General features: G+C 41.9%; 13 protein-coding genes. 3 read left to right on the top strand and 10 right to left on the bottom strand.

What is annotated here, in order from left to right; all coding sequences use genetic code 11:
• Nucleotides 1-280 precede the first annotated feature (280 nt).
• The gene (locus HNP77_RS10575; protein ID WP_184653148.1) at nt 281-1,540 is read left to right on the top strand and encodes an HD-GYP domain-containing protein; all 1,260 of its coding nucleotides are present in this window, start codon (nt 281-283) and stop codon (nt 1,538-1,540) included.
• Nucleotides 1,541-1,588: 48 nt separating this feature from the next.
• On the opposite strand, the gene HNP77_RS10570 is transcribed toward HNP77_RS10575, so the two are convergent.
• The 3 genes from HNP77_RS10570 to HNP77_RS10560 form a co-directional block, all read right to left on the bottom strand.
• Nucleotides 1,589-2,368 carry an aldo/keto reductase gene (locus tag HNP77_RS10570; RefSeq protein WP_184653147.1) on the bottom strand — a complete coding sequence of 260 codons (780 nt, stop codon included), beginning with the start codon at nt 2,366-2,368 and terminating at the stop codon, nt 1,589-1,591.
• Nucleotides 2,369-2,440: 72 nt separating this feature from the next.
• Nucleotides 2,441-3,916 (bottom strand): glycine--tRNA ligase, encoded by a 1,476-nt coding sequence (locus HNP77_RS10565; protein ID WP_184653146.1) that lies wholly within the window; start codon nt 3,914-3,916, stop codon nt 2,441-2,443.
• Between the two features lie 82 nt (nt 3,917-3,998).
• The gene (locus HNP77_RS10560; RefSeq protein ID WP_184653145.1) at nt 3,999-4,817 is read right to left on the bottom strand and encodes a hypothetical protein; all 819 of its coding nucleotides are present in this window, start codon (nt 4,815-4,817) and stop codon (nt 3,999-4,001) included.
• Nucleotides 4,818-4,880: 63 nt separating this feature from the next.
• On the opposite strand from HNP77_RS10560, the gene HNP77_RS10555 reads away from it, so the two are divergent.
• Nucleotides 4,881-5,306, top strand: a complete 426-nt coding sequence (locus HNP77_RS10555; RefSeq protein ID WP_184653144.1) for a MarR family winged helix-turn-helix transcriptional regulator — start codon at nt 4,881-4,883, stop codon at nt 5,304-5,306.
• A gap of 66 nt (nt 5,307-5,372) precedes the next feature.
• On the opposite strand, the gene tkt is transcribed toward HNP77_RS10555, so the two are convergent.
• The 3 genes from tkt to HNP77_RS10540 all read right to left on the bottom strand — a co-directional run bounded on the left by tkt (nt 5,373) and on the right by HNP77_RS10540 (nt 9,386).
• On the bottom strand, nt 5,373-7,340 hold the full coding sequence (gene tkt / locus HNP77_RS10550; RefSeq protein ID WP_184653143.1) for a transketolase: 1,968 nt from the start codon (nt 7,338-7,340) through the stop codon (nt 5,373-5,375).
• A gap of 105 nt (nt 7,341-7,445) precedes the next feature.
• Nucleotides 7,446-7,916 carry a PTS sugar transporter subunit IIA gene (locus HNP77_RS10545; RefSeq protein WP_184653142.1) on the bottom strand — a complete coding sequence of 157 codons (471 nt, stop codon included), beginning with the start codon at nt 7,914-7,916 and terminating at the stop codon, nt 7,446-7,448.
• A gap of 3 nt (nt 7,917-7,919) precedes the next feature.
• A complete protein-coding gene (locus HNP77_RS10540; protein ID WP_184653141.1) occupies nt 7,920-9,386 on the bottom strand; it encodes a hypothetical protein in 1,467 nt (488 codons plus the stop codon).
• 167 nt (nt 9,387-9,553) lie between these two features.
• On the opposite strand from HNP77_RS10540, the gene rny reads away from it, so the two are divergent.
• Nucleotides 9,554-11,083 carry a ribonuclease Y gene (gene rny, locus HNP77_RS10535; protein ID WP_184653140.1) on the top strand — a complete coding sequence of 510 codons (1,530 nt, stop codon included), beginning with the start codon at nt 9,554-9,556 and terminating at the stop codon, nt 11,081-11,083.
• Between the two features lie 65 nt (nt 11,084-11,148).
• Here the strand turns inward: rny and trpA are convergent, their stop codons facing one another.
• The 4 genes from trpA to HNP77_RS10515 all read right to left on the bottom strand — a co-directional run bounded on the left by trpA (nt 11,149) and on the right by HNP77_RS10515 (nt 18,846).
• Nucleotides 11,149-11,910 carry a tryptophan synthase subunit alpha gene (trpA, locus tag HNP77_RS10530; RefSeq protein WP_184653139.1) on the bottom strand — a complete coding sequence of 254 codons (762 nt, stop codon included), beginning with the start codon at nt 11,908-11,910 and terminating at the stop codon, nt 11,149-11,151.
• Nucleotides 11,911-11,919: 9 nt separating this feature from the next.
• Nucleotides 11,920-13,185 (bottom strand): tryptophan synthase subunit beta, encoded by a 1,266-nt coding sequence (gene trpB, locus HNP77_RS10525; protein ID WP_184653138.1) that lies wholly within the window; start codon nt 13,183-13,185, stop codon nt 11,920-11,922.
• Nucleotides 13,186-13,352: 167 nt separating this feature from the next.
• On the bottom strand, nt 13,353-16,778 hold the full coding sequence (locus HNP77_RS10520) for an Ig-like domain-containing protein (protein WP_184653137.1): 3,426 nt from the start codon (nt 16,776-16,778) through the stop codon (nt 13,353-13,355).
• Nucleotides 16,779-17,202: 424 nt separating this feature from the next.
• Nucleotides 17,203-18,846, bottom strand: a complete 1,644-nt coding sequence (locus HNP77_RS10515) for a glycosyl hydrolase (RefSeq protein WP_184653136.1) — start codon at nt 18,844-18,846, stop codon at nt 17,203-17,205.
• Between the last annotated feature and the right edge of the window lie 203 nt (nt 18,847-19,049).

Genomic DNA, 19,049 nt, shown 5'->3' with positions numbered 1-19,049 from the left:
AGTTTACAAAAAAAGATACATTTCCTTAAAAAAATGCTTATGTTTTTTTTACTCATCCCGATAATAAAAGAGTACTGTGATAGCAGTCACACTGAGAATTGACTGACCATGCGGTACGGACGGTCATTACGACATCCAGACGCCCGTGCATCATGTATTTCAGATCTCCATACGAAGAGGCCTGGAGGAAGTTTTCCTCAGGCCTTTTCTTTGTTTTAAAAAGACTCCTCAGATTAAAGTTCAAAAGCTTTCCTGCCGATAATGAAGAGTGAGGTGCTGTATGGAAAATCTTCAGATAGATTCATTAAAACCTGACTACAATTACAAAACCAAAATTAAACTTGACTCTCTCTTTCTGGTATGCATGCCGCCGTGTCCGATGACTCAGGAACTTATTGCTGCCCTAAAGGAATGGCAGTTTACTGAAGTTGAACAGGTAGAGGAAGGCAATGTTTCCATCTTTAATGATAAGCCTCAAGAAAAAACTGTTCCTGAAACAAAAGAACGCAGCTCAGAAATTTCCATGGAAACTTCTGACATAACCTCAGATTTTATCGATGAAGAAGAAAACCCTGCCCTCACTGCAATAAAGACAAAACTGGCAGAACTGACTATTGCTGCAGAAAATGAAAAAGAAAACAAAATAGAAGCTGTAAGAAATGTATACAATCAGTATATGTCCTACATTCACTGGATTTACATGCACTATGCTACTCATAAAAAACTTAACATAAGGGAAATTACTGAAACCGTCGGAAAGTTCGTAAAATTTATACGGCAGAACCAGCAGAGCGTACTCAGGGTTTCGCCAAGTGAAGAAAGTTATGTAAAAAACATGATCATCAGTCACTCCATACGCTCAGCAGTTATTGCTACAGCAATTTCCATAAGGCTCAACATGCCTGAAGAAAAACTTGTTGAACTTGCAACGGCAACAATCCTTCATGAAATCGGACAGATCAGAATTCCTCCTCAGTATTATCTCAAGGATCATAAACTTACAGCCAGCGAAAAGGCTCAGATGAATACCCATCCGATCATCAGCTACAACATTCTCAAAGAAGCAAACTTTCCGCTGAGTATACAGCTTGCAGCTCTTGAACATCACGAAAGAGAAAACGGATCCGGTTATCCGCGTCATATTACAGGTGATAAAATTTCACTTTACTCAAAGATCATTTCCGTTGCATGTTCTTTTGAAGCAATTACGGCTCCAAGAAGCTATAAAGACGAACGCAACACTTATGCAGCCATGGTTGAACTTCTTAAAAATGAAAACAGTGCATATGACCCTATCGTTCTGAAAGCACTGCTTGTCACACTTTCAATATTCCCTATAGGCTCATATGTATATCTTTCTAACGGAAAAATCGCACAGGTCGTAGACACAAATCCTACTGATCCAAAAAATCCAGTCGTTCAGATTGCAGGGGATGACTCACCTGAAGGAAAAATTCAGACAAGCGACTCAGGAATTAAAATCGTCCGGGCAATGAATAAAAAAGAAACTGAAGATTTCCTTGCCGCAATGAAAAAATAAGCTCCGGATACCAGATGTACAGTACCGGAGCTGAATAAAAACCAAACCTTAATTAAAAAAATTCCTGATCTTCTCTACCTCAGACAGAAACTGTTCATCAACAACAGGGGGATGAGCATTAAAGTATAGCAGCTGATCAAGTTCATTCTGAGTATGAACGCCCCATACAGGAACAACATTTTCATACTGATGAAGAAAACCGAATGCAAGGGGAATGTTACTCAAAACACCGCCGTTAAGAGGCTGCATTGCTATACATCCCACATCATTACGCTCGCATTCCCTGACTATTCCTGCAACAGAATCTTCTGTAAGAATGTTAAACGGAAACTGCACGGTCTCGTACAAGCCGCTTTTAACGGCTGTCAAGGCAGTCTGGTGACTGGTTGTCGCAAGCCCTATATGAGATACAATTCCCTGCTCCTTAAGGGACAGAAGCTTTTTATAGCCGTCATCAGAAGAATCAACACCAGGTACACCTGAATCACTTTCTATCTGATACAAATCTATTCTGTCACTCTCCAGGGCATCAAGACTCAAATCAATATCTCTCTGGATTCCATCAGCATCAAGGGAAGAAGTTTTTGTTGCAAGAAAAACATTGCCACGAATTCCGTGAAGGGCACGGGCAAGCCGCTGCTCACACAGAGGCTTTGATCTCGCTACGTCAAAAAAATTAATTCCTTCCGTATAAGACTGATGCACCAAAGCACAGACCATTTCTTCAGGATCAGGAGAAGACTGTATTTCATCACAGTCAAGACTCATGGCTCCGAAGGCCGTACGGCTCACCAAAAGATTTGTCTTTCCAAGAGTAACGAATTCCATTATTCAAATCTCCAGGTTAGTCATATTCCGGACAGGCAGCCCGATAAAAACCGGACTCCCCAATCCTTTTTTTTATCTCTGAACAGGTTTATAATTCTTGATTGCTTTCTGAATGAAAGCTACAAGATCATCAAGAGAAACTCTTTCCTGCTCCATGCTGTCACGGAAGCGAACAGTAACAGTATTATAATTAGGATTTACAGATCCGTCCTCATTCTTTTCGTTAATCGTGTCATAATCAACAGTAACGCAATACGGAGTTCCTACTTCATCCTGACGGCGGTATCTCTTACCTACAGTTCCTGAAACATCATAATCTGTAACAAAATCTTCCTTAAGAAGGTGCTGAATTTCCTTAGCTTTCTCTGCAAGTCCGTCTTTCTTCATAAGAGGAAGAACGGCAACAGTTATAGGAGCAAGGCGAGGATCAAGATGAAGCACTGTACGATAATCATCTTTTCCGTCAGTACCGACATTCTGTTCTTCATAAGCTTCACAAAGGAACATGAGGAAGTTACGGTTAAGTCCGGCTGATGTTTCTACTACATAAGGAATGTAGCGTTTGTTACCATCTTCCTGATCGATGTAATTCATGTCTTTCTTTGAGTATTCCATATGCTGGGAAAGATCAAAGTCTGTACGGCTGTGAATGCCTTCTACTTCTTCAAAACCAATCGGGAAGTTATATGTAATGTCATATGCATCTTTAGCATAATGAGCAAGCTTATCATGGTGATGCCACTTAAGATTCTTTTCTGCAATACCGTACTTAAGGTAGAAATTCCAGCGGTCTTCCCTCCAGCGGGCAAAAGTTTCATCTTCTGTTCCCGGCTTACAGAAATATTCCATTTCCATCTGTTCAAATTCACAGGTACGGAAAATAAAGTTTTTAAAGATAATTTCATTACGGAATGACTTACCAACCTGTGCAACACCGAATGGAATCTTCATGCGGTTAGACTGAACGATGCTCTTAAAATCAGTAAAAATACCCTGACAGGTTTCAGGACGAAGGTAAATCAAATGAGATTCATCAGCTATAGGGCCCTGATATGTCTTGAACATAAGGTTGAATTCACGTACGGCAGTATACTTACGGTTTGTACTTCCACAGGTAGGACAGTTAATGTTTGCGTCAATAAATGACTTCATTTCTTCATGAGTCATAGTATCAACAGGTTTATCAGTCTTAAAATCATGAGAAGCACACCAGTCTTCAATAAGTTTGTCTGCACGGTGGCGGGCATTACATTCAAGACAGTCAACCATAGGATCAGAAAAGTGATCTACGTGACCGGAAGCCTTCCATGTAGTATGATGCTGGAAAATTGCAGAATCCAGTCCCACAACGTCATCATGAAGCTGTGTCATATATTTCCACCATGCGTTCTGAATGTTGCGCTTAAAATCTACACCGAGAGGACCATAATCCCATGCTCCTGCCTGTCCGCCGTAAATTTCTGATGCCTGATAAACAAAACCCCTTCTTTTGCAGAGGGAAATGATTTTATCCAATGTACATGCGTGAGTATCTTTTTCGTTTGCCATTTTATTATTCTCCTGAATTAAATACGTGTGATATTATCACAAACTGTCTTTATTGAAAAGTACAGAAACCGCTGCCTGAATACTATATCTGCTTCCACGGCATAAGTGCATTTTTTATAGGATGAGGACCCAGCATTTCCTTTTCCTTTACAAGCAGTTCAGTCCACGGAACATCTTTTCGTTCCCTGGCCGTAAGATCCGGATTTACTTCCAGCCAGTCATATTTGTAAAGCCTGATTTTCAGTGCATTCGTAACGTTAAAAATTATTCCGCAGAATCCCGGAGCAAGACCAAAAGTTACTACGGAAAGAAGGACACTGACTGCGTTCAGAAGCGTAAGTCCTATGGAAAAAAGCGTATTGTCAAAAAATATGATGTAGCATTTTTTTAGACTCTTAAAAAATCCGTTCCCTAAAAGATTCATTACCGGAATAAGATACTGAACGCTTAAAACCGTCACTACAAGGAACCAGAACACAAAAGCAGCTAGAAGAAGCAGTACGAAATTTCCGCTTTGAGCAAAAGAACGGACATAATAAGGAAGACTGTATCTGGCAACAAGAAAAATTACTGAGAATACAAATCCGGCTTCAAGCCCCGGAATAGCAGTTCCCGGAAGAGCCTTGAAAAAACGCCTGAAGGACACACCTTCTGCCCTTGCGGCTGCAGCAGCATTCTTACCTTCTGCAAAAAGCACCGTACACCCCAGTCCTGACAGCAGGACAAGAAAAACAAAGTAAATGATGAAGGATACGACAGCTCCGGCTGAAAAAAATCCCTGAACAAACCAGAGGGTAGCAAGACCAAAAAAAACAATCATCATGAAAATGTTCAGAAGTATTACATGAAAAATGTTTTCCCATACATCTACAAAATTCTTAACTAAAAAAAACTTGAACATAGTGGAAATTTACTGATTTTATTATTTGCCGTCAACATAACTTAAATGCTATAGTGTTGATTTATGAAATACTTAACGAATCAAGTTCTCAGCCTAATATCACGCATACATACACAGAGCGCAGAATTTACAAACAGCAGACTGTCCCTAAAGGGAAGTTTTGTTTCTTCCCACGGATTCATACTGTTCATCCTCTCTGACGGAAAGCCTCAAACCATGGGAGCCCTGGCTGAAAAAATAAACCGGACTAAATCAACGACTACAAGCCTTATAAAAAAACTCATTCAGGAAGGCCTGGTAAAAACAGAACCGGATCCTGAAGACAGCAGGATAAAACTTATATCCCTTACGGAAAAAGGAATGGAATACAGGAATTTTACGGGGGAAGTCTCTAAAGAACTTCTGAACGCCTGCTGGAAAGATTTCTCAGACATTGAAAAAACAGAACTGATGCGGCTTCTGATAAAAATGTCAGACAACCTCAGTTAAAAAAAAGGCCTGTACGAAAAAAACACATTCCGTACAGGCCTCTGTTTCTTTTATCTTACAATCTGCCTATTTTTTAAGCAGTTCAGCAAGTTTTTCTGATGTAAAGCCAAGATCTTCCGCAACTTTTGCAGCAGGACCAGACTCTCCGAAACGGTCAATAGTAAACAGGTCTGCTTTCTTTGCATATCCTTCCCAGCCCATTCTGGAACCGGCTTCTGCAACAACAACGCGCTTCGGATTACCGATGATGCTCTTCTGGAAGTCTTCACTCTGACTTTCGAAAAGATTCTTATCGATAACAGAAACAACGCGGATAGATTTTCCAGGAACAAGTTTTGCTGCATTAAGGGACATTTCAACTTCAGATCCGGTTGCAACAACAGTAATATCCGGTGACGAACCGCCGTCCTGTACAACATATGCACCTTTACGTGCAGTATTGCGCCAGTCTTTATCAGCCTTTTCATAAACTGTAATTGCCTGGCGGGTAAATGCCATTGCTACAGGGTGATCCTTGCTTTCCATAGCCATTTCCCATGCAAGCTGGCTTTCTTCTGCATCACCAGGACGAAGGAACTGAACATTTGGAATACAGCGGAGAGCAGCATAAGTTTCAGTAGGCTGATGAGTTGGACCGTCTTCACCTACATAAATAGAATCATGAGTAAAGATGTAGATGTTCGGAATATTACTGAGGGCAGCAACCCTTAATGAACCGCGAAGATAATCACTGAATACAAGGAAGGTTGCACCGAAAGCACGGAGTCCTCCATGAAGGTTGATTCCGCTCATAACCTGGCTCATTGCAAATTCACGGATACCATATTCAATAGTACGTCCCTTACGATTCTGTGCGGAATATGTTCCGTCATCATTCTTAAGTTTAGTCTTGTTAGGTCCCTGAAGATCTGCGGAACCACCTACAAGCCATTCATAGCGGTCTGCCATGCAGTTAAGGCTCTTTCCGGAAGCATCACGGGTTGCAAGTTTATCACCAGCCTTATAAGAAGGAGCAGCTACTTCTGCAGTCTGCTGAGCGTTCCAGTAAGCATCCCATTTCTTTGCAAGTTCAGGATTTTCCTTTGCCCACGCATCAAATTCAGCCTTCCATTCTGCTTCTGCAGCGGCAGCTTCCTTACGTTTTTCTTCAAAGTATTCGTATACGCCAGGAACTACATAGAACTGTTCATTTTCCGGCAGACCGAGATTTCTCTTAGCCTCTGCACAGCCTTCTGCTCCAAGAGGAGCTCCGTGAACATCAGCCGTACCTTCTTTAGGAGCACCCTTTCCGATTACTGATTTAAGGATAATAAGAGTAGGCTTGTTTTCTTCTGCCTTTGCAATACGTACAAGATCAGCGATTTCTCCAATGTTGTACATACTTCCGCGGAGAACCTGCCATCCGTAAGAAAGATAGCGTTTTTCAATATCATCAGTAAACGTAATGTCTGTACATCCGTCAATTGAAATCTTGTTTTCATCATAGAAAGCGATAAGTTTTCCAAGTTTAAGGGTACCGGCAAGAGAGCAGGCTTCAGAAGAAACACCTTCCTCAAGACAACCTTCTCCCACAAGAGTATATGTATAATGATCTACAATCTTATGTGCAGGAGTATTAAAACGTGCAGCAAGCATTGATTCTGCAATTGCCATACCTACAGAAAGAGCAATACCCTGTCCCAGTGGTCCGGAAGTAGCTTCTACACCGTCTGTAAGACCAACTTCCGGATGTCCGGCACAAATAGAACCAACCTGACGGAAATTCTTAATATCATCCATGCTGATTTTATATCCGGCAAGATGAAGGATGCTGTACAAAAGCATTGAACCATGTCCTGCAGAAAGTACAAAACGGTCACGGTCAACCCACTTTGAGTCAGCAGGATTGTGCTTCATGATTTCTCCATAGAGGACAGCTGCAAGTTCTGCTGCACCAAGAGGAAGTCCCGGATGACCGGAATTTGCCTTCTGAATGGCATCCATGGAAAGGCTTCTGATTGAAAGCGCTGTTGCTTCAATAGCTTTTGTGTTCATAAAAATCTCCTTATGAAAAATTATTTAATTTCGTTTTAAGAAGCACCTCAGTAAAATCAATTCACCGGAGGTTCCCTAAAGAATAAAATATCCTGACTTATAAAATCACGAAAGTCCAAGAGTACTTATCTTTCTGATAAGCTGCTCAGCATCAGGCTGCATAGACAGAAGGCGTACAAAATCTTTATTCCTGAAAATCTTTGCAAGAGAAGAAAGTACTCCCAGATGAGACTGAGCCGAACTGGAAAGAACGATAAACATAGTATGCACGCTGAATGAATCCGGTGCATGCATATCCATAGGCTGCTTAAGGTAGCAGACTATGATTCTTTCATCTTCAGGATCTTTAAAAAGAGTACGTCTTGGATGTGGAATTGCAATTGAATTTCCTACGGCAGTACTGAGTACCTGTTCCCTCATGTACAGTTCCTCGGAAAAAACTTCAGCAGTCACGCCTTCCGGCAGTTTTGCACGGGCCGCTACATAATCATAAACGTCTTTTAAGGTCTCACCTTCCACATTCTTAATTACACCGCCGCGCCTGATAAGCATGGCGACATCTGCACTGCTAACCATAAATTATTTCACCCCTTTTATTACCTTAAAACCGTCATGCAGGCTTCTCTCCACAGCTTCTTCAAGAACACCGCGGACTTCCTCAAAATTCCAGCTCATGCCGTCAACGGAAAGAAGGTAGTCTTCTACGTCATTTTCTATATCAGGATTATCTGCAATAACCTGAAGAAGATGCGTAACATGACTGTACAGCTGGGAAAGTATGACAAGTTCCTGCTGAGGAAATTTTTCAAGCCCGGTAACAAAGGAATCTATTTTAAATACAAGTTCAGAAACTCTGGTATAAAGTTCCAGCGCTTTCTGCCGTAATTCTCCCGCAGTCCTGTCAGCAAACCAGTTGTACTCCTCGGCAAGTATAGCACTTCGGGATTCCAATAGCAACAACAGTTCTTCCCTGTAACCTTCGTTCAGGTATTTATCGGAAGGATACATTCTCGGAATTATGAGGGAGCAGTCCTTTTCCCTTCTGAAAAACATATCCAGAATGTACTGATCAAAAATAAAATCCGGAGTAGACCAGAAAGAATTTCTGTGGGACTGAAACTTCTGTGAATCAGAAAAATCTCCCTTATTCCACGGCCCTACGGCAGGAACATCTTCCCCCTTACGCCACAGTCTGGTTTCTACGCCAAAATATTCAACGGCAACATTCTTTGCATGACGTTCTATGTACTCAGTAATGGAACCGCAGTTCAGAACGCACAGTTCATCAGTATGCTCAAAAAACACCGCTTCCAGCTGCGACTCCATGCTGTCCAGAGGTCCGTGCCTGTCAAAACTTTCAAGAAGGAACTTTTCCAGATCTGCATACCACTTTATCCTGTCATCTGATGCACCGTCATCAGCAAAAGGACTTTCCTCATGCTGAACCATAACATTTACGCAGCACCTGTCCCAGTCCGTAACGCAGCAGACAAGCCTGTCTCCCTTTTCAAATCCTGACTGTTCCAGGAGAGGCGAAATATCAAAACCTGTTACACGGAGTTTCTGAGGCATTTCCATTTCAATGGAAGCAAAATCAATTCCTCCGTTGGCAGGATCTGCAGCTATATACTGGGGAGCATACTCTTCTCCGAAAAGACTGTGAAAGCGGAGTACAGTCTGGCTGTCAAATTCCGCTGTCTTTAATTGAAGACGCTTTCCGTTGCAGAAAAAACTTATTCCGCAGGGAGCGATTTCCCGGTTAAGGAAAGGAACGCACCTGTCCCCTATAATGACAATCTTCCGGTCAATTTCTTTTGACGTCGGCTTTATACTGAACAGCCGTCCCGTAAAGGCACCTGCCCTCGTTATGAACATGTCCTTTTCAAGAGCAAAGACATAAGGACTGGATTCAAGGAATTCACGGACTTCCTGAGGTCTGGCACGGACACCGAGAGAAATAAAAATCCGAACCATATCTTTTAGAGTAAAATAGTGAGTAAAAGTCCGAAGGAACCTGTTTACAAGCTCCTCTTTTTTTTCCGACATGTCCATAATTTTAATGCACTTTTTCTGAATTTCTAAAAAACCGGCACGCTGTATGAAACCGTTATCCGACAAAATACTGAAATTCTTTTCATTTGACAATATCAATTTCTTCTATTAGTATACATTCTAATTGAATTTAAAAATTAACGTGACTAAGGAGAATAAATATGCGTTATGCAATGACAGTAATTCTCCCTGTTGCCGGACTTGTACTTGGATGGATTTTACGCTGGATATACGCCAGATTTCAGCTTACAGCTTCTGAACAGAAAGCTGTTCGCGTGAAGCAGGATGCAATAAAAGAAGCAGAAGCTCAGAAAAAAGAGATTCTCCTTCAGGCTAGAGAACAGCTCATTCAGGACCGAAACCAGCAGGAACGGGAGAACAGGGAACGCCGTGCAGAGTTACAGCGTTTTGAAGCTCGTGTAAACAAAAAAGAAGAACTTCTTGACCAGAAAAGCCAGGATTTTGAAAAGCGTGACCGTGAGGCTGCCCAGCGCGCTGCAGAAATGGACAAGCGTGAAGCAGTAATGAAGGCAGAGGAAGAAAAACTCCGCTCGGAACTTGAACGCATTTCAGGACTTACCGCAGAAGAAGCAAAGGCTCTCATCATCAAGAACCTTGAAAATGATGCCCGCCATGATGCACAGGCACTTCTTAACAAAATTGATCAGGAAGCCCAGCTTACGGCAGAAAAAAAGGCTCAGGAGATCCTTATAACAGCCATTCAGCGTATTGCCACTGAAACTACGGGAGACCTTACAGTTACTACAGTTTCACTTCCAAGCGACGAAATGAAAGGCCGCATTATCGGACGTGAAGGACGCAACATCAGGACTCTTGAAACACTTACAGGCGTAGACATCATAATTGACGATACTCCGGAAGCTGTCGTAATCAGCTGTTTTGATCCTGTACGCAAGGAAATCGCCAGAGTTGCACTGGAACGCCTCATTACCGACGGACGCATCCACCCTGCACGCATCGAAGAAATCGTACAGAAGGTAACAAGAGAGATACAGCAGAAGATTTACGAAGAAGGTGAAAAAGCCCTCTTTGACCTTGGCATCCACAACATGAACCAGGACGGTCTGAAAGCTATCGGACGCCTTTACTTCAGGACAAGTTATGGACAGAACGTACTTACCCATTCAAAGGAAGTTGCAGAACTGGCCAGCCTCCTTGCTGCTGAAGTAGGTGCAAACAGGGAACTTGCAAAAAGGGCAGCACTTCTTCACGATATCGGTAAGGGAGCTGAAAACGACAGTGACCAGAACCATGCCGAAGTCGGTGCAGAAATGGCCCGCAAAATGGGTGAAGATCCTAAGGTTGTTAATGCAATCGCAGCACACCACAATGACGTTGAAGCACAGACGATAGAAGCCGTAATCGTTCAGATTGCAGATGCTATCAGTGCGGCTCGCCCGGGTGCACGACGTGAAACCGTTGATAATTACGTAAAGAGACTTGAGAATCTGGAAGAAACGGCAAAGAAATTTGAAGGTGTTGAACAGGCTTATGCCATTCAGGCCGGACGTGAACTCCGCATTCTCGTCAATAATGAAAAAATTCCTGATAATCAGGTTAAAGATCTTGCAAAACAGATTGCAAAACAGATTGAAACAGACCTGCGCTATCCTGGAAGAATAAGAATTACGATGATTCGTGAAACCCGTATTATTGAATACGCACGCTAAACAAAAAAACTGCCTTACAGAAGAACATTCCGTAAGGCAGTTTTTTTTATACCCTTCTTTTGTTTTTATTTATTGCATCCAGTAAGTTCCAGTGCTTTATTCTTTACAGCCTGATACAGAGCTTCTTCACTGGAGGCATTTTCCGTTATGAGCCTTACAAAAACACTTCCGGCAACAACAGCTTCTACATGACCTGAAAGTGCAGCAGACTGTTTTCCGCTGGAAATACCAAACCCTCCGTAAATTCTGCTTCCACCCTTCCGCAGTTTTTCTATAAAAGAAATAGTTTCTTCACTGATTCTGGTATCTGTTCCTGTAATTCCAGTACGCAGGGCTGCATATACATAAGGAAAACCGGCCCCCGCAAGTTTTTCCAGACGCTGAGGGGACATTGAAGGCGCTGCTACAGGAATATTCACCATTCCGTTTTCTTTACAGGCAGCTGTAAGCCCTTCATCATAATCAAAAGGAAGATCAGGTATAATCATGCCGTTTACACCGGAACTCGCTGCTCTTGAACAGAAATTTTTTATTCCTGGAGTATAAACCAGACTGCCGTAACTCATGAGATATATGGAAACCTGAGGAAAAGCTTCATGAATTCTTTTTATAAATGCCAGACCGTCCTTAGTACGGTAACCGCGCTTTAACACTTCATTACAGGCACCCTGAATTGCAGGACCGTCAGCACTTGGATCTGAAAACGGAAGCTGTATCTCTAAAATTGCAGCACCTCCGTCAACAAGAGCCTTTGCAGCTGTAAATGCAAGTTCATCAGTCGGATAACCTGCAACAAGATGACTCATAAGATTTATTTTCTGTTCCATTTTATTCCCCTATTCCATTATTTTTGCTTCATGAATGTCTTTATCTGATTCAAGCCGTTCTATTTCTGCATGAAGGAAATCCAGCCACTTTTCAGGCCTGAATACGGGACTGGTAATAAAGACATCCTTATCTCCCCTTCCGCTCATATTTACAATTATTGCTTTTTCAGGAGAAAGGGTTGGTGCAAGCTTAATAGCTTCTGCTCCTGCATGAGCGCTTTCGAGGGCAAAAAGAACTCCCTCATTTTTTGCAAAAAACTTTACAGCTTCCAGTGCTTCTTTATCCAGAGCAGATGTAAATTCAACCCGTCCTGATTTTCCGAGGGCAGCAAGCTGCGGACCAATACCGCAATAATCAAGACCTGCACTTATGGAACGGGTTGAAAGTGCCTGTCCGTCTTCATCAATAAGAAAACGGCTTTTATATCCCTGAAGAATTCCATCCCGGCTTGCATTTCCTGTCATGCGGCTTGCATTTTCACCGATACCGGGACCAATTCCTCCGGCTTCTACACCTATAAGGCGGGGACCAGGTTCATCTATAAACGGTGAGAAAAAACCTATTGAATTGGATCCGCCGCCCACACAGGCAATAAGTGCTTCTACATCAAGATGCCGTTCTTCCGCCTGCCTCTTAACTTCTTTTCCGATTACACTCTGGAATTCCCTGACGATATCCGGAAACGGTGCAGGTCCAAGGGCGCTTCCAAGAACATAATGGGTAGTATCAGGATTTGCAGCCCAATCACGCATCGCTTCGTTTACAGCATCTTTTAATGTCCTGCTGCCGGAAGTAACAGAATGAACTTTTGCTCCGTACAGTTCCATTGCCGCAACATTAGGCTGCTGACGCCTGACATCAACTTCTCCCATGTAGACCGTGCAATCCAGCCCCAGTTTAGCACAGGCTGCGGCTGTAGCAACTCCATGCTGCCCGGCACCAGTCTCTGCAATAATGCGTTTCTTTCCCATGCGTTTTGCAAGAAGACACTGACCTATGGCATTGTTAATTTTATGTGCTCCGGTATTTGCAAGTCCCTCCAGCTTTATGTAAATCTGGGCACCGCCTAAAATTTTTGAAGCCGTCTCTGCATGTAAAAGAGGGGTTTCCCTTCCTATATAATCACGTTGAATCTGCTGCAGTTCCTCAAGAAATGAAGGATCTGCCATGGCTTCCTTAAAAGCAATTTCAAGTTCATCAAGCGGCCGTCTGAGTACTTCAGCAACATACTTTCCACCGAACTGTCCGAAAAATCCATTATCAGAAAAAGACATATACTCTCCTATGTTTCTATTTATAGTAACATTATTATCATGAACCTGTCAATCTCTGATTAAAAAAAAAATGCCTGAACATTACCGCAAAACTGAAACTGGAGGTGTGGCATCAGCATTACGGATATTCAGGCACTATGGTAAAAAATATTATTAAATCAATTTTTCTATTCTCTTGCAGTTACACTCTTTTCAAGAATCGTAACATAGGAATTATTAGCATCAAGTCTGTACCTGAGTGTAACGTCATAAATAGTGTCGCTTCCAAGAGGTTTAAGATCAAAAGTCAGGGTATGCTCACCAAGGGCATTTTCGCCTGCAACCTGATTATTGGCAGGATTGAAGATTACCCGGTTTGATTCTACCTTGTTCTGATCTGCAGGCCAGTAAGTATGACTTGCTTTATCTCCGTCCGTAACAAAGGTTGCATTACCATTTGATACTGAATTAAGATCAATTGCCCATTCAGCACTTGCCCATGAAACAATAAGGGTATACTGGTCATTATCATGCTGGCGGTATTCAAACTTCCAGTTGTCAATTTTTTCTGAACTGCGGAAAGCTGCAACTGCGGCAGAAAGCACTTCCATTGCAGTCTTCACTTCATCTTCTGTCGTGGCATTTTCCAAAACAGATGAAGCATCTGCGATTGCTGCTGCAAATTCCCCGTAAGCTCCATCTGCAAAATCTGCGGCATCTGAGTCTTCATAAAGAGTCTGAGCAGCAGAAATTTCTTTTGCAAGTTTAGCCTTGAGTTTTTCTGTCTTATCTGCCTTTCTGATAACAACATCATCTACGATAGCCTGGCTTTCATCAGTATTGCTTTTACCGGCAAAGGCAAAGGTTACTGTAACGTCATATTCATTTCCGTCATCTGCAAGTACTGTGAATGTAAGAGTATGATTTGCGTTAAAGAGCGCTGGTTCACGGAATGCAGGTTTTACAGAAACATATTTATCTCCGGTAACAAAGTCAGCTGCTGCATCCGGCCAGAATACATGAGAAACAGTTTCGTCAATTACAAATGCCGTACATGCATTTGTTCCTTCTTCATGAACGAAAGAAGTATTGATTACATCTCCATCACGGCTGGCATGAAGCTTCCATGCATCATCAACCCATTTTACAGTAACTGTAGTCTGGTCATTGGTACGGCGAAGGATTTCTACATCCCACTGTCCTATTACTTTCTTTGCATTGAATTCTGCTTCAGCTTCAGCAAGATTTTCTCCTACAGTTTTTATTGCTTCCAGTGTAGCGTCATCACCTGCAAGAAGGGCAAGAGAATCTTCAGCGGTTTTTATGGCAGCCTTAAACTCATCAATTGCACCTTCTTCATACTTAGACGGTTTAGCATTATCTGCAACAACTGCAGCTGCATCAATAATCTTCTGTACCTGAGCACGGGCTTTAATGCGCGGATCGATAAGAGCTATTTCAATTTCACCTGTTTCTGCGGCAGCATCCGGTTCATCAACAGCAAGAGTGAATGGAACGGTTACAAAGTAATCATCCTCACCCTTTGCAAGAGTGAATGTAAGGACATGAGTGCCGACTGTAAGGGATGTATCCCTGTCAAAAGCAGGCTGTGTAATCAAAGTCTTTCCGTTTACAGAAGGCTGTGACGGCCACCAGTTGCCTGCAGTTACGGAAACCTCACCTGTTGTAATTACAAAACTTGTATACTTGTTTGTTCCTTCAGCAACAATACTTTCAGGAGTCAATGCCCAGTTGTCATCACTCCAGAAAATTCTTACTTCACTCTGGTCTCCGCCTTCAAAACCTTTTGCAACGGAAACATCCCACTTTTCAATTCCGTTTTCTACGATTTCTTTTTTTGCAGCAGCAAGAGCTGAACGGGCATTCTCAACATCGGCCTCACTGTCATATTTGTCTTCAACTTCTTCAATAGAAGTATCAATTGCTGCTCTGAAGACAGTTTTTGCTTCATTCGAGTAAACAGATCTCTTTATGATTTTTTCTGCTTCTTCGATTTCTGCTTTAAGTTCAGTTTTATCAGGCATGGCACGGAGAGTTATCTGTGCAGTCTTTGCTTCATTGTAAACAGAAGTAATCTTTACGATTACATCACCTGATACATCACCAAGCTGTACTTTACCGTTCTGGTCAATTTCTGCAGGACCTGAAACAACTTCCCACAATACTTTTGGATCAGCATCAAAAGGTTCAACGGCAGAAGTAAGAGTAATGACTGTATTTACATCACTTTCGGTTTTATCAGCACTGACACTGACAGCTGTTACAGGAATAAATATCTTAATATTCTGAGCAGCAGTTACTTTACTTCCGTCAGTAGCATTTGCAGTAATTACGACTTCACCAGCCTTTTTTGCAGTTACAGTACCGTCAGAAGCAACTTCAGCAGTTTCTTCATCAGAAGAAGTCCAGATGATATTTTTTACAGTTGCATCTTCCGGATTAACTAAAGCTGACAGCAGGATTTTACTTTCATCACTTTCTGTTTCCGGATCATCATCTCTTGCAAGGAGAAGAACATCTTCATCAAAGGAAGCGCTTTCTGGAGCTGAAAGAATTATTTCTTCAACAGGTTTTCTTACGGTAAAGGTATAAAGAGCTTCTACAGAATTATCTGAACGATCAGAAGCAACAACTTTTACCGTTACCTCTCCTGCATTTTCTCCGAAAGTTACAACACCGTCTTCATCGATGGAAGCAAGGTCTTCACCAGAAACAATTGAATAAACTGTTCCGTTTTCCCGGGCAAGAGTTGCATCAGACGGAACCTTTACAAGGGTAAGAGCTGCAGCCGATTCTGTGAAAACTACATTAACAGTCCCCTCTTCTGATTCTTCAGAAACCACGAGATCATCTGACTTTAAGCTTACGGATTCAACGTCAATTTTTTCTCCGAGAACAGTAAACGGATACTCAGCAGCTTTATGTTCACTTCTGAAGCGGTCCCTTGCAGTAACTTTTACAGAAGCATTCCCCTTTCCTTTTCCAAGAACACTATAAACAGTTTTTCCATCTGTTTCAGTTTCAACTACAGAAAGAACGCTTTCGTCTGAAGATACAATATCAAAATCTTTAATGTCAGCATCTTCAGGAAGAACCGTTACTGTCAGCACAGAGTCCTCATCCTTTAAAATACAGTCTCCGTACTTACTGGTAATTTTTACGGATTCTACATGTTTTACTTTTTCAACAGCATTTACGGTTATTGCGGCAAAAACTTCAGAACCGTCTGCAGCAGTTGCAGTAATTACGGAACTTGTCTCTTCCGGAAGTTCATCATCTTCAGAAAAATCTGCAACAGTAACTTTTCCGGTTTCGTCTACAGAAACCAGATCTTCATTATCACTTGACCATACGATAGATTTGTCAGTCGCATTTTCAGGAAGTACTGTTGCCTGAAGCTGCAGAAAATCTCCGTATTCCACGTCTGTCTGTTCATTGTTTCCGTCGATGTCTGTCAGAATAATCTGAGAAACACTTACCTTTAACGGACCGCTGTTTTCCTCAGAACAGGACACAAAACAAGAGCCCGCTGCAAGTGCACCGGACAGAAGCAAAAATACATTACGCATAAATGCAGCAATACTTTTTTTCATAATTTCCCCCTTGTAAGATGAAAAGCCAGGAACGCAAAAACATTTTACTAGGAATATTGTCACATTGAATTTTCAATAAAAAAATAAGATGAATTTTCTAAAAAGTAGATTATTTATAAATAATAAAAAAAAAAGACGGGGATGACCAAAAAGTTCAAAAAATGTCATTTTCGGGCACGACCCGAAAATCAATTTAATTACAATACATGAGATTGCCGTGTCGAGCACGGCAATGACTCATACTGAACGCTACGCCACATTCGCACGCACCTGCTACGCCATATTCGCACGCACCTGCTACGAATATGTGTTTCAGCATCTACACCACATCTAGTTCTATAGATTCCGAATCAAGTTCGGAATGACAATAGGGTGTAAACTTATTGGGCATCCCCGTCTAATATCTTTAATAAAAAGCAGCAGATTATTTTTTACTTACGCCCATTTCGTAGAAGGAATGGCCATAATTTGTTGACCGTGTTTTTCCGTAAAAACGGAGATAGCGGGCATTCTGTGTGACCGTAAGATTATAAGTTTCACTGTTTCCGGTACAGTCTTTTTCTTCAAATGCTGTTCTCCAGCTTTCGCCGTCGTCAGAAACTTCCATGATAAAACTGGTAGAAAAAGCTGCCTCCCATTTTATGCAGATGCAGTTAAACTCTACTTTTTCACCAAAATCAATTTTAAGCCACTGATTGTCTTCATGAGCAGATTCCCAGCGGGTATCAAGCTTGCCGTCAAATGCCGCAGCAGCAGTATTTGCACCCTGGGCACTTGAAACCGTAAATGCTGAGGCTGAAAGATTTTTTGTAAGCGAGCCTGCAAAATCCTCTGCCGTAAGTTCTCTGGTTGATTTAGTAAAATACGGAACCCTGGATTCTTCAAACGCTTTTACGGCAGAAGTCAAGTTCTTTAAAGCATTATCAACTGCCGTTTTATTGCCGGAGTCTTTTACGGCTTCTGCCTGACTTACAGCATTTTCCAATTCAGAATACTTATCTGAAGGATACATTCCCGGTTCACTTCCTGCGACCGAAGTTTCAAGAAGAGCCTGAGCCTGCTCAAGGTTTTTTGCCAGAAGAACGGAAGAATCCATTCCGCGATACAGATACTCCTCGCCGACAATAGTAAGGCTTCCGTCTGAACCTACTTTTGTAAAAAGAGAATTAAACGGAATGTCAGATGTATGCTGGGATGACATAAACCATGCATATTTATCGGCACCGGCATAACTGTCAAGAAAATCCACTTTCTGTATCATGGAAGATTTCTGTGCAGCTGCACTTTCGTTCTGTCCTCCGTTATTATATTCCCAGGCACAGAATTCTGTAAGCCATACTTTTTTTCCGTATTCTTTTACATATTCCTTTATGTAACCGGACTGAGCCTGAGGCCAGTTCATGTAACAGTGAAGGCAGAAATAATCATAACGGGGACTTCTGCCGCCATGAGTATTTTTGTAAGCATTTATAAAAGCATCCATCCATTTTTTTGGAGTATCATATACAACACCATCACTGAGCCGTTCTCCAGAATACTGCAATGCAGGACCTACAAGTTCCAGATCAAACTCTTCAGCAAGCTCCTCAAGTTTTTCCCAGTCAGCTGCTGCAGCCGAAGGGGTAATTCCGGAGCCACCTACTCCTGCTCCGAGATTAGGTTCATTAAAGCCAAGCAGATATTTACAGTCAGGATGACTTGAATAATAAGTCCTTAACTCGGCAAGGGACTGAGTTGTTGTTCTTCCCCACTGCATCGGAATGTAAAGTATTCCATATCTGGAAAAAAGTTCATCTTCTTTAGCTGAAGGATGAGTTCCCCAGTTGTAAACCCACTTTACGTTTGAATTTGAAAGTACCCTAACTTCATCTTCATTAAGACTGTTATAGCACACACCTCTCTTGTCACTTGTATTCGGACCTGGATCAGGTTCAGGATCCGGCCCTGGTTTAGGCCCTGGAACGGGAACAGGATTTTCTATTTCATTTGATTCAGAAGGGGCAAAAAACTGACATGATGAAACAATAACTAATAATGAAAAAAATAATACAGAACTAAACCGTTTCATAAAAAATACTCCTCACATTAAACTATAATAAACTCCAGCTTAAAAAAAAGCAGAGTTTTTAACTATTAAGAGTATTATTTTTTAATTTGACGTCTTTTTTATAACCAGCCAATACGTCGAGTCAAGGCACGCTAACGCTTAAAGCCTTGACTTCGCCGTTTTGAGGGTTGTACTCCCCCTCAATAAAATAAGGATGCCCGCTT

It is taken from the genome of Treponema rectale, from assembly GCF_014202035.1.
Taxonomy (GTDB): domain Bacteria; phylum Spirochaetota; class Spirochaetia; order Treponematales; family Treponemataceae; genus Treponema_D; species Treponema_D rectale.
Note: the sequence above shows the minus strand (reverse complement) of the source record. Positions and strands in the feature narration are given on the sequence as shown.

Excerpts from the sequence above, each read along its gene's own strand:
- HNP77_RS10575 (WP_184653148.1), top strand. The coding sequence starts at position 281 with ATGGAAAATCTTCAGATAGATTCATTAAAACCTGACTACAATTACAAA.
- HNP77_RS10570 (WP_184653147.1), bottom strand. The coding sequence starts at position 2,368 with ATGGAATTCGTTACTCTTGGAAAGACAAATCTTTTGGTGAGCCGTACG.
- HNP77_RS10565 (WP_184653146.1), bottom strand. The coding sequence starts at position 3,916 with ATGGCAAACGAAAAAGATACTCACGCATGTACATTGGATAAAATCATT.
- HNP77_RS10560 (WP_184653145.1), bottom strand. The coding sequence starts at position 4,817 with ATGTTCAAGTTTTTTTTAGTTAAGAATTTTGTAGATGTATGGGAAAAC.
- HNP77_RS10555 (WP_184653144.1), top strand. The coding sequence starts at position 4,881 with ATGAAATACTTAACGAATCAAGTTCTCAGCCTAATATCACGCATACAT.
- tkt (WP_184653143.1), bottom strand. The coding sequence starts at position 7,340 with ATGAACACAAAAGCTATTGAAGCAACAGCGCTTTCAATCAGAAGCCTT.
- HNP77_RS10545 (WP_184653142.1), bottom strand. The coding sequence starts at position 7,916 with ATGGTTAGCAGTGCAGATGTCGCCATGCTTATCAGGCGCGGCGGTGTA.
- HNP77_RS10540 (WP_184653141.1), bottom strand. The coding sequence starts at position 9,386 with ATGTCGGAAAAAAAAGAGGAGCTTGTAAACAGGTTCCTTCGGACTTTT.
- rny (WP_184653140.1), top strand. The coding sequence starts at position 9,554 with ATGCGTTATGCAATGACAGTAATTCTCCCTGTTGCCGGACTTGTACTT.
- trpA (WP_184653139.1), bottom strand. The coding sequence starts at position 11,910 with ATGGAACAGAAAATAAATCTTATGAGTCATCTTGTTGCAGGTTATCCG.
- trpB (WP_184653138.1), bottom strand. The coding sequence starts at position 13,185 with ATGTCTTTTTCTGATAATGGATTTTTCGGACAGTTCGGTGGAAAGTAT.
- HNP77_RS10520 (WP_184653137.1), bottom strand. The coding sequence starts at position 16,778 with ATGAAAAAAAGTATTGCTGCATTTATGCGTAATGTATTTTTGCTTCTG.
- HNP77_RS10515 (WP_184653136.1), bottom strand. The coding sequence starts at position 18,846 with ATGAAACGGTTTAGTTCTGTATTATTTTTTTCATTATTAGTTATTGTT.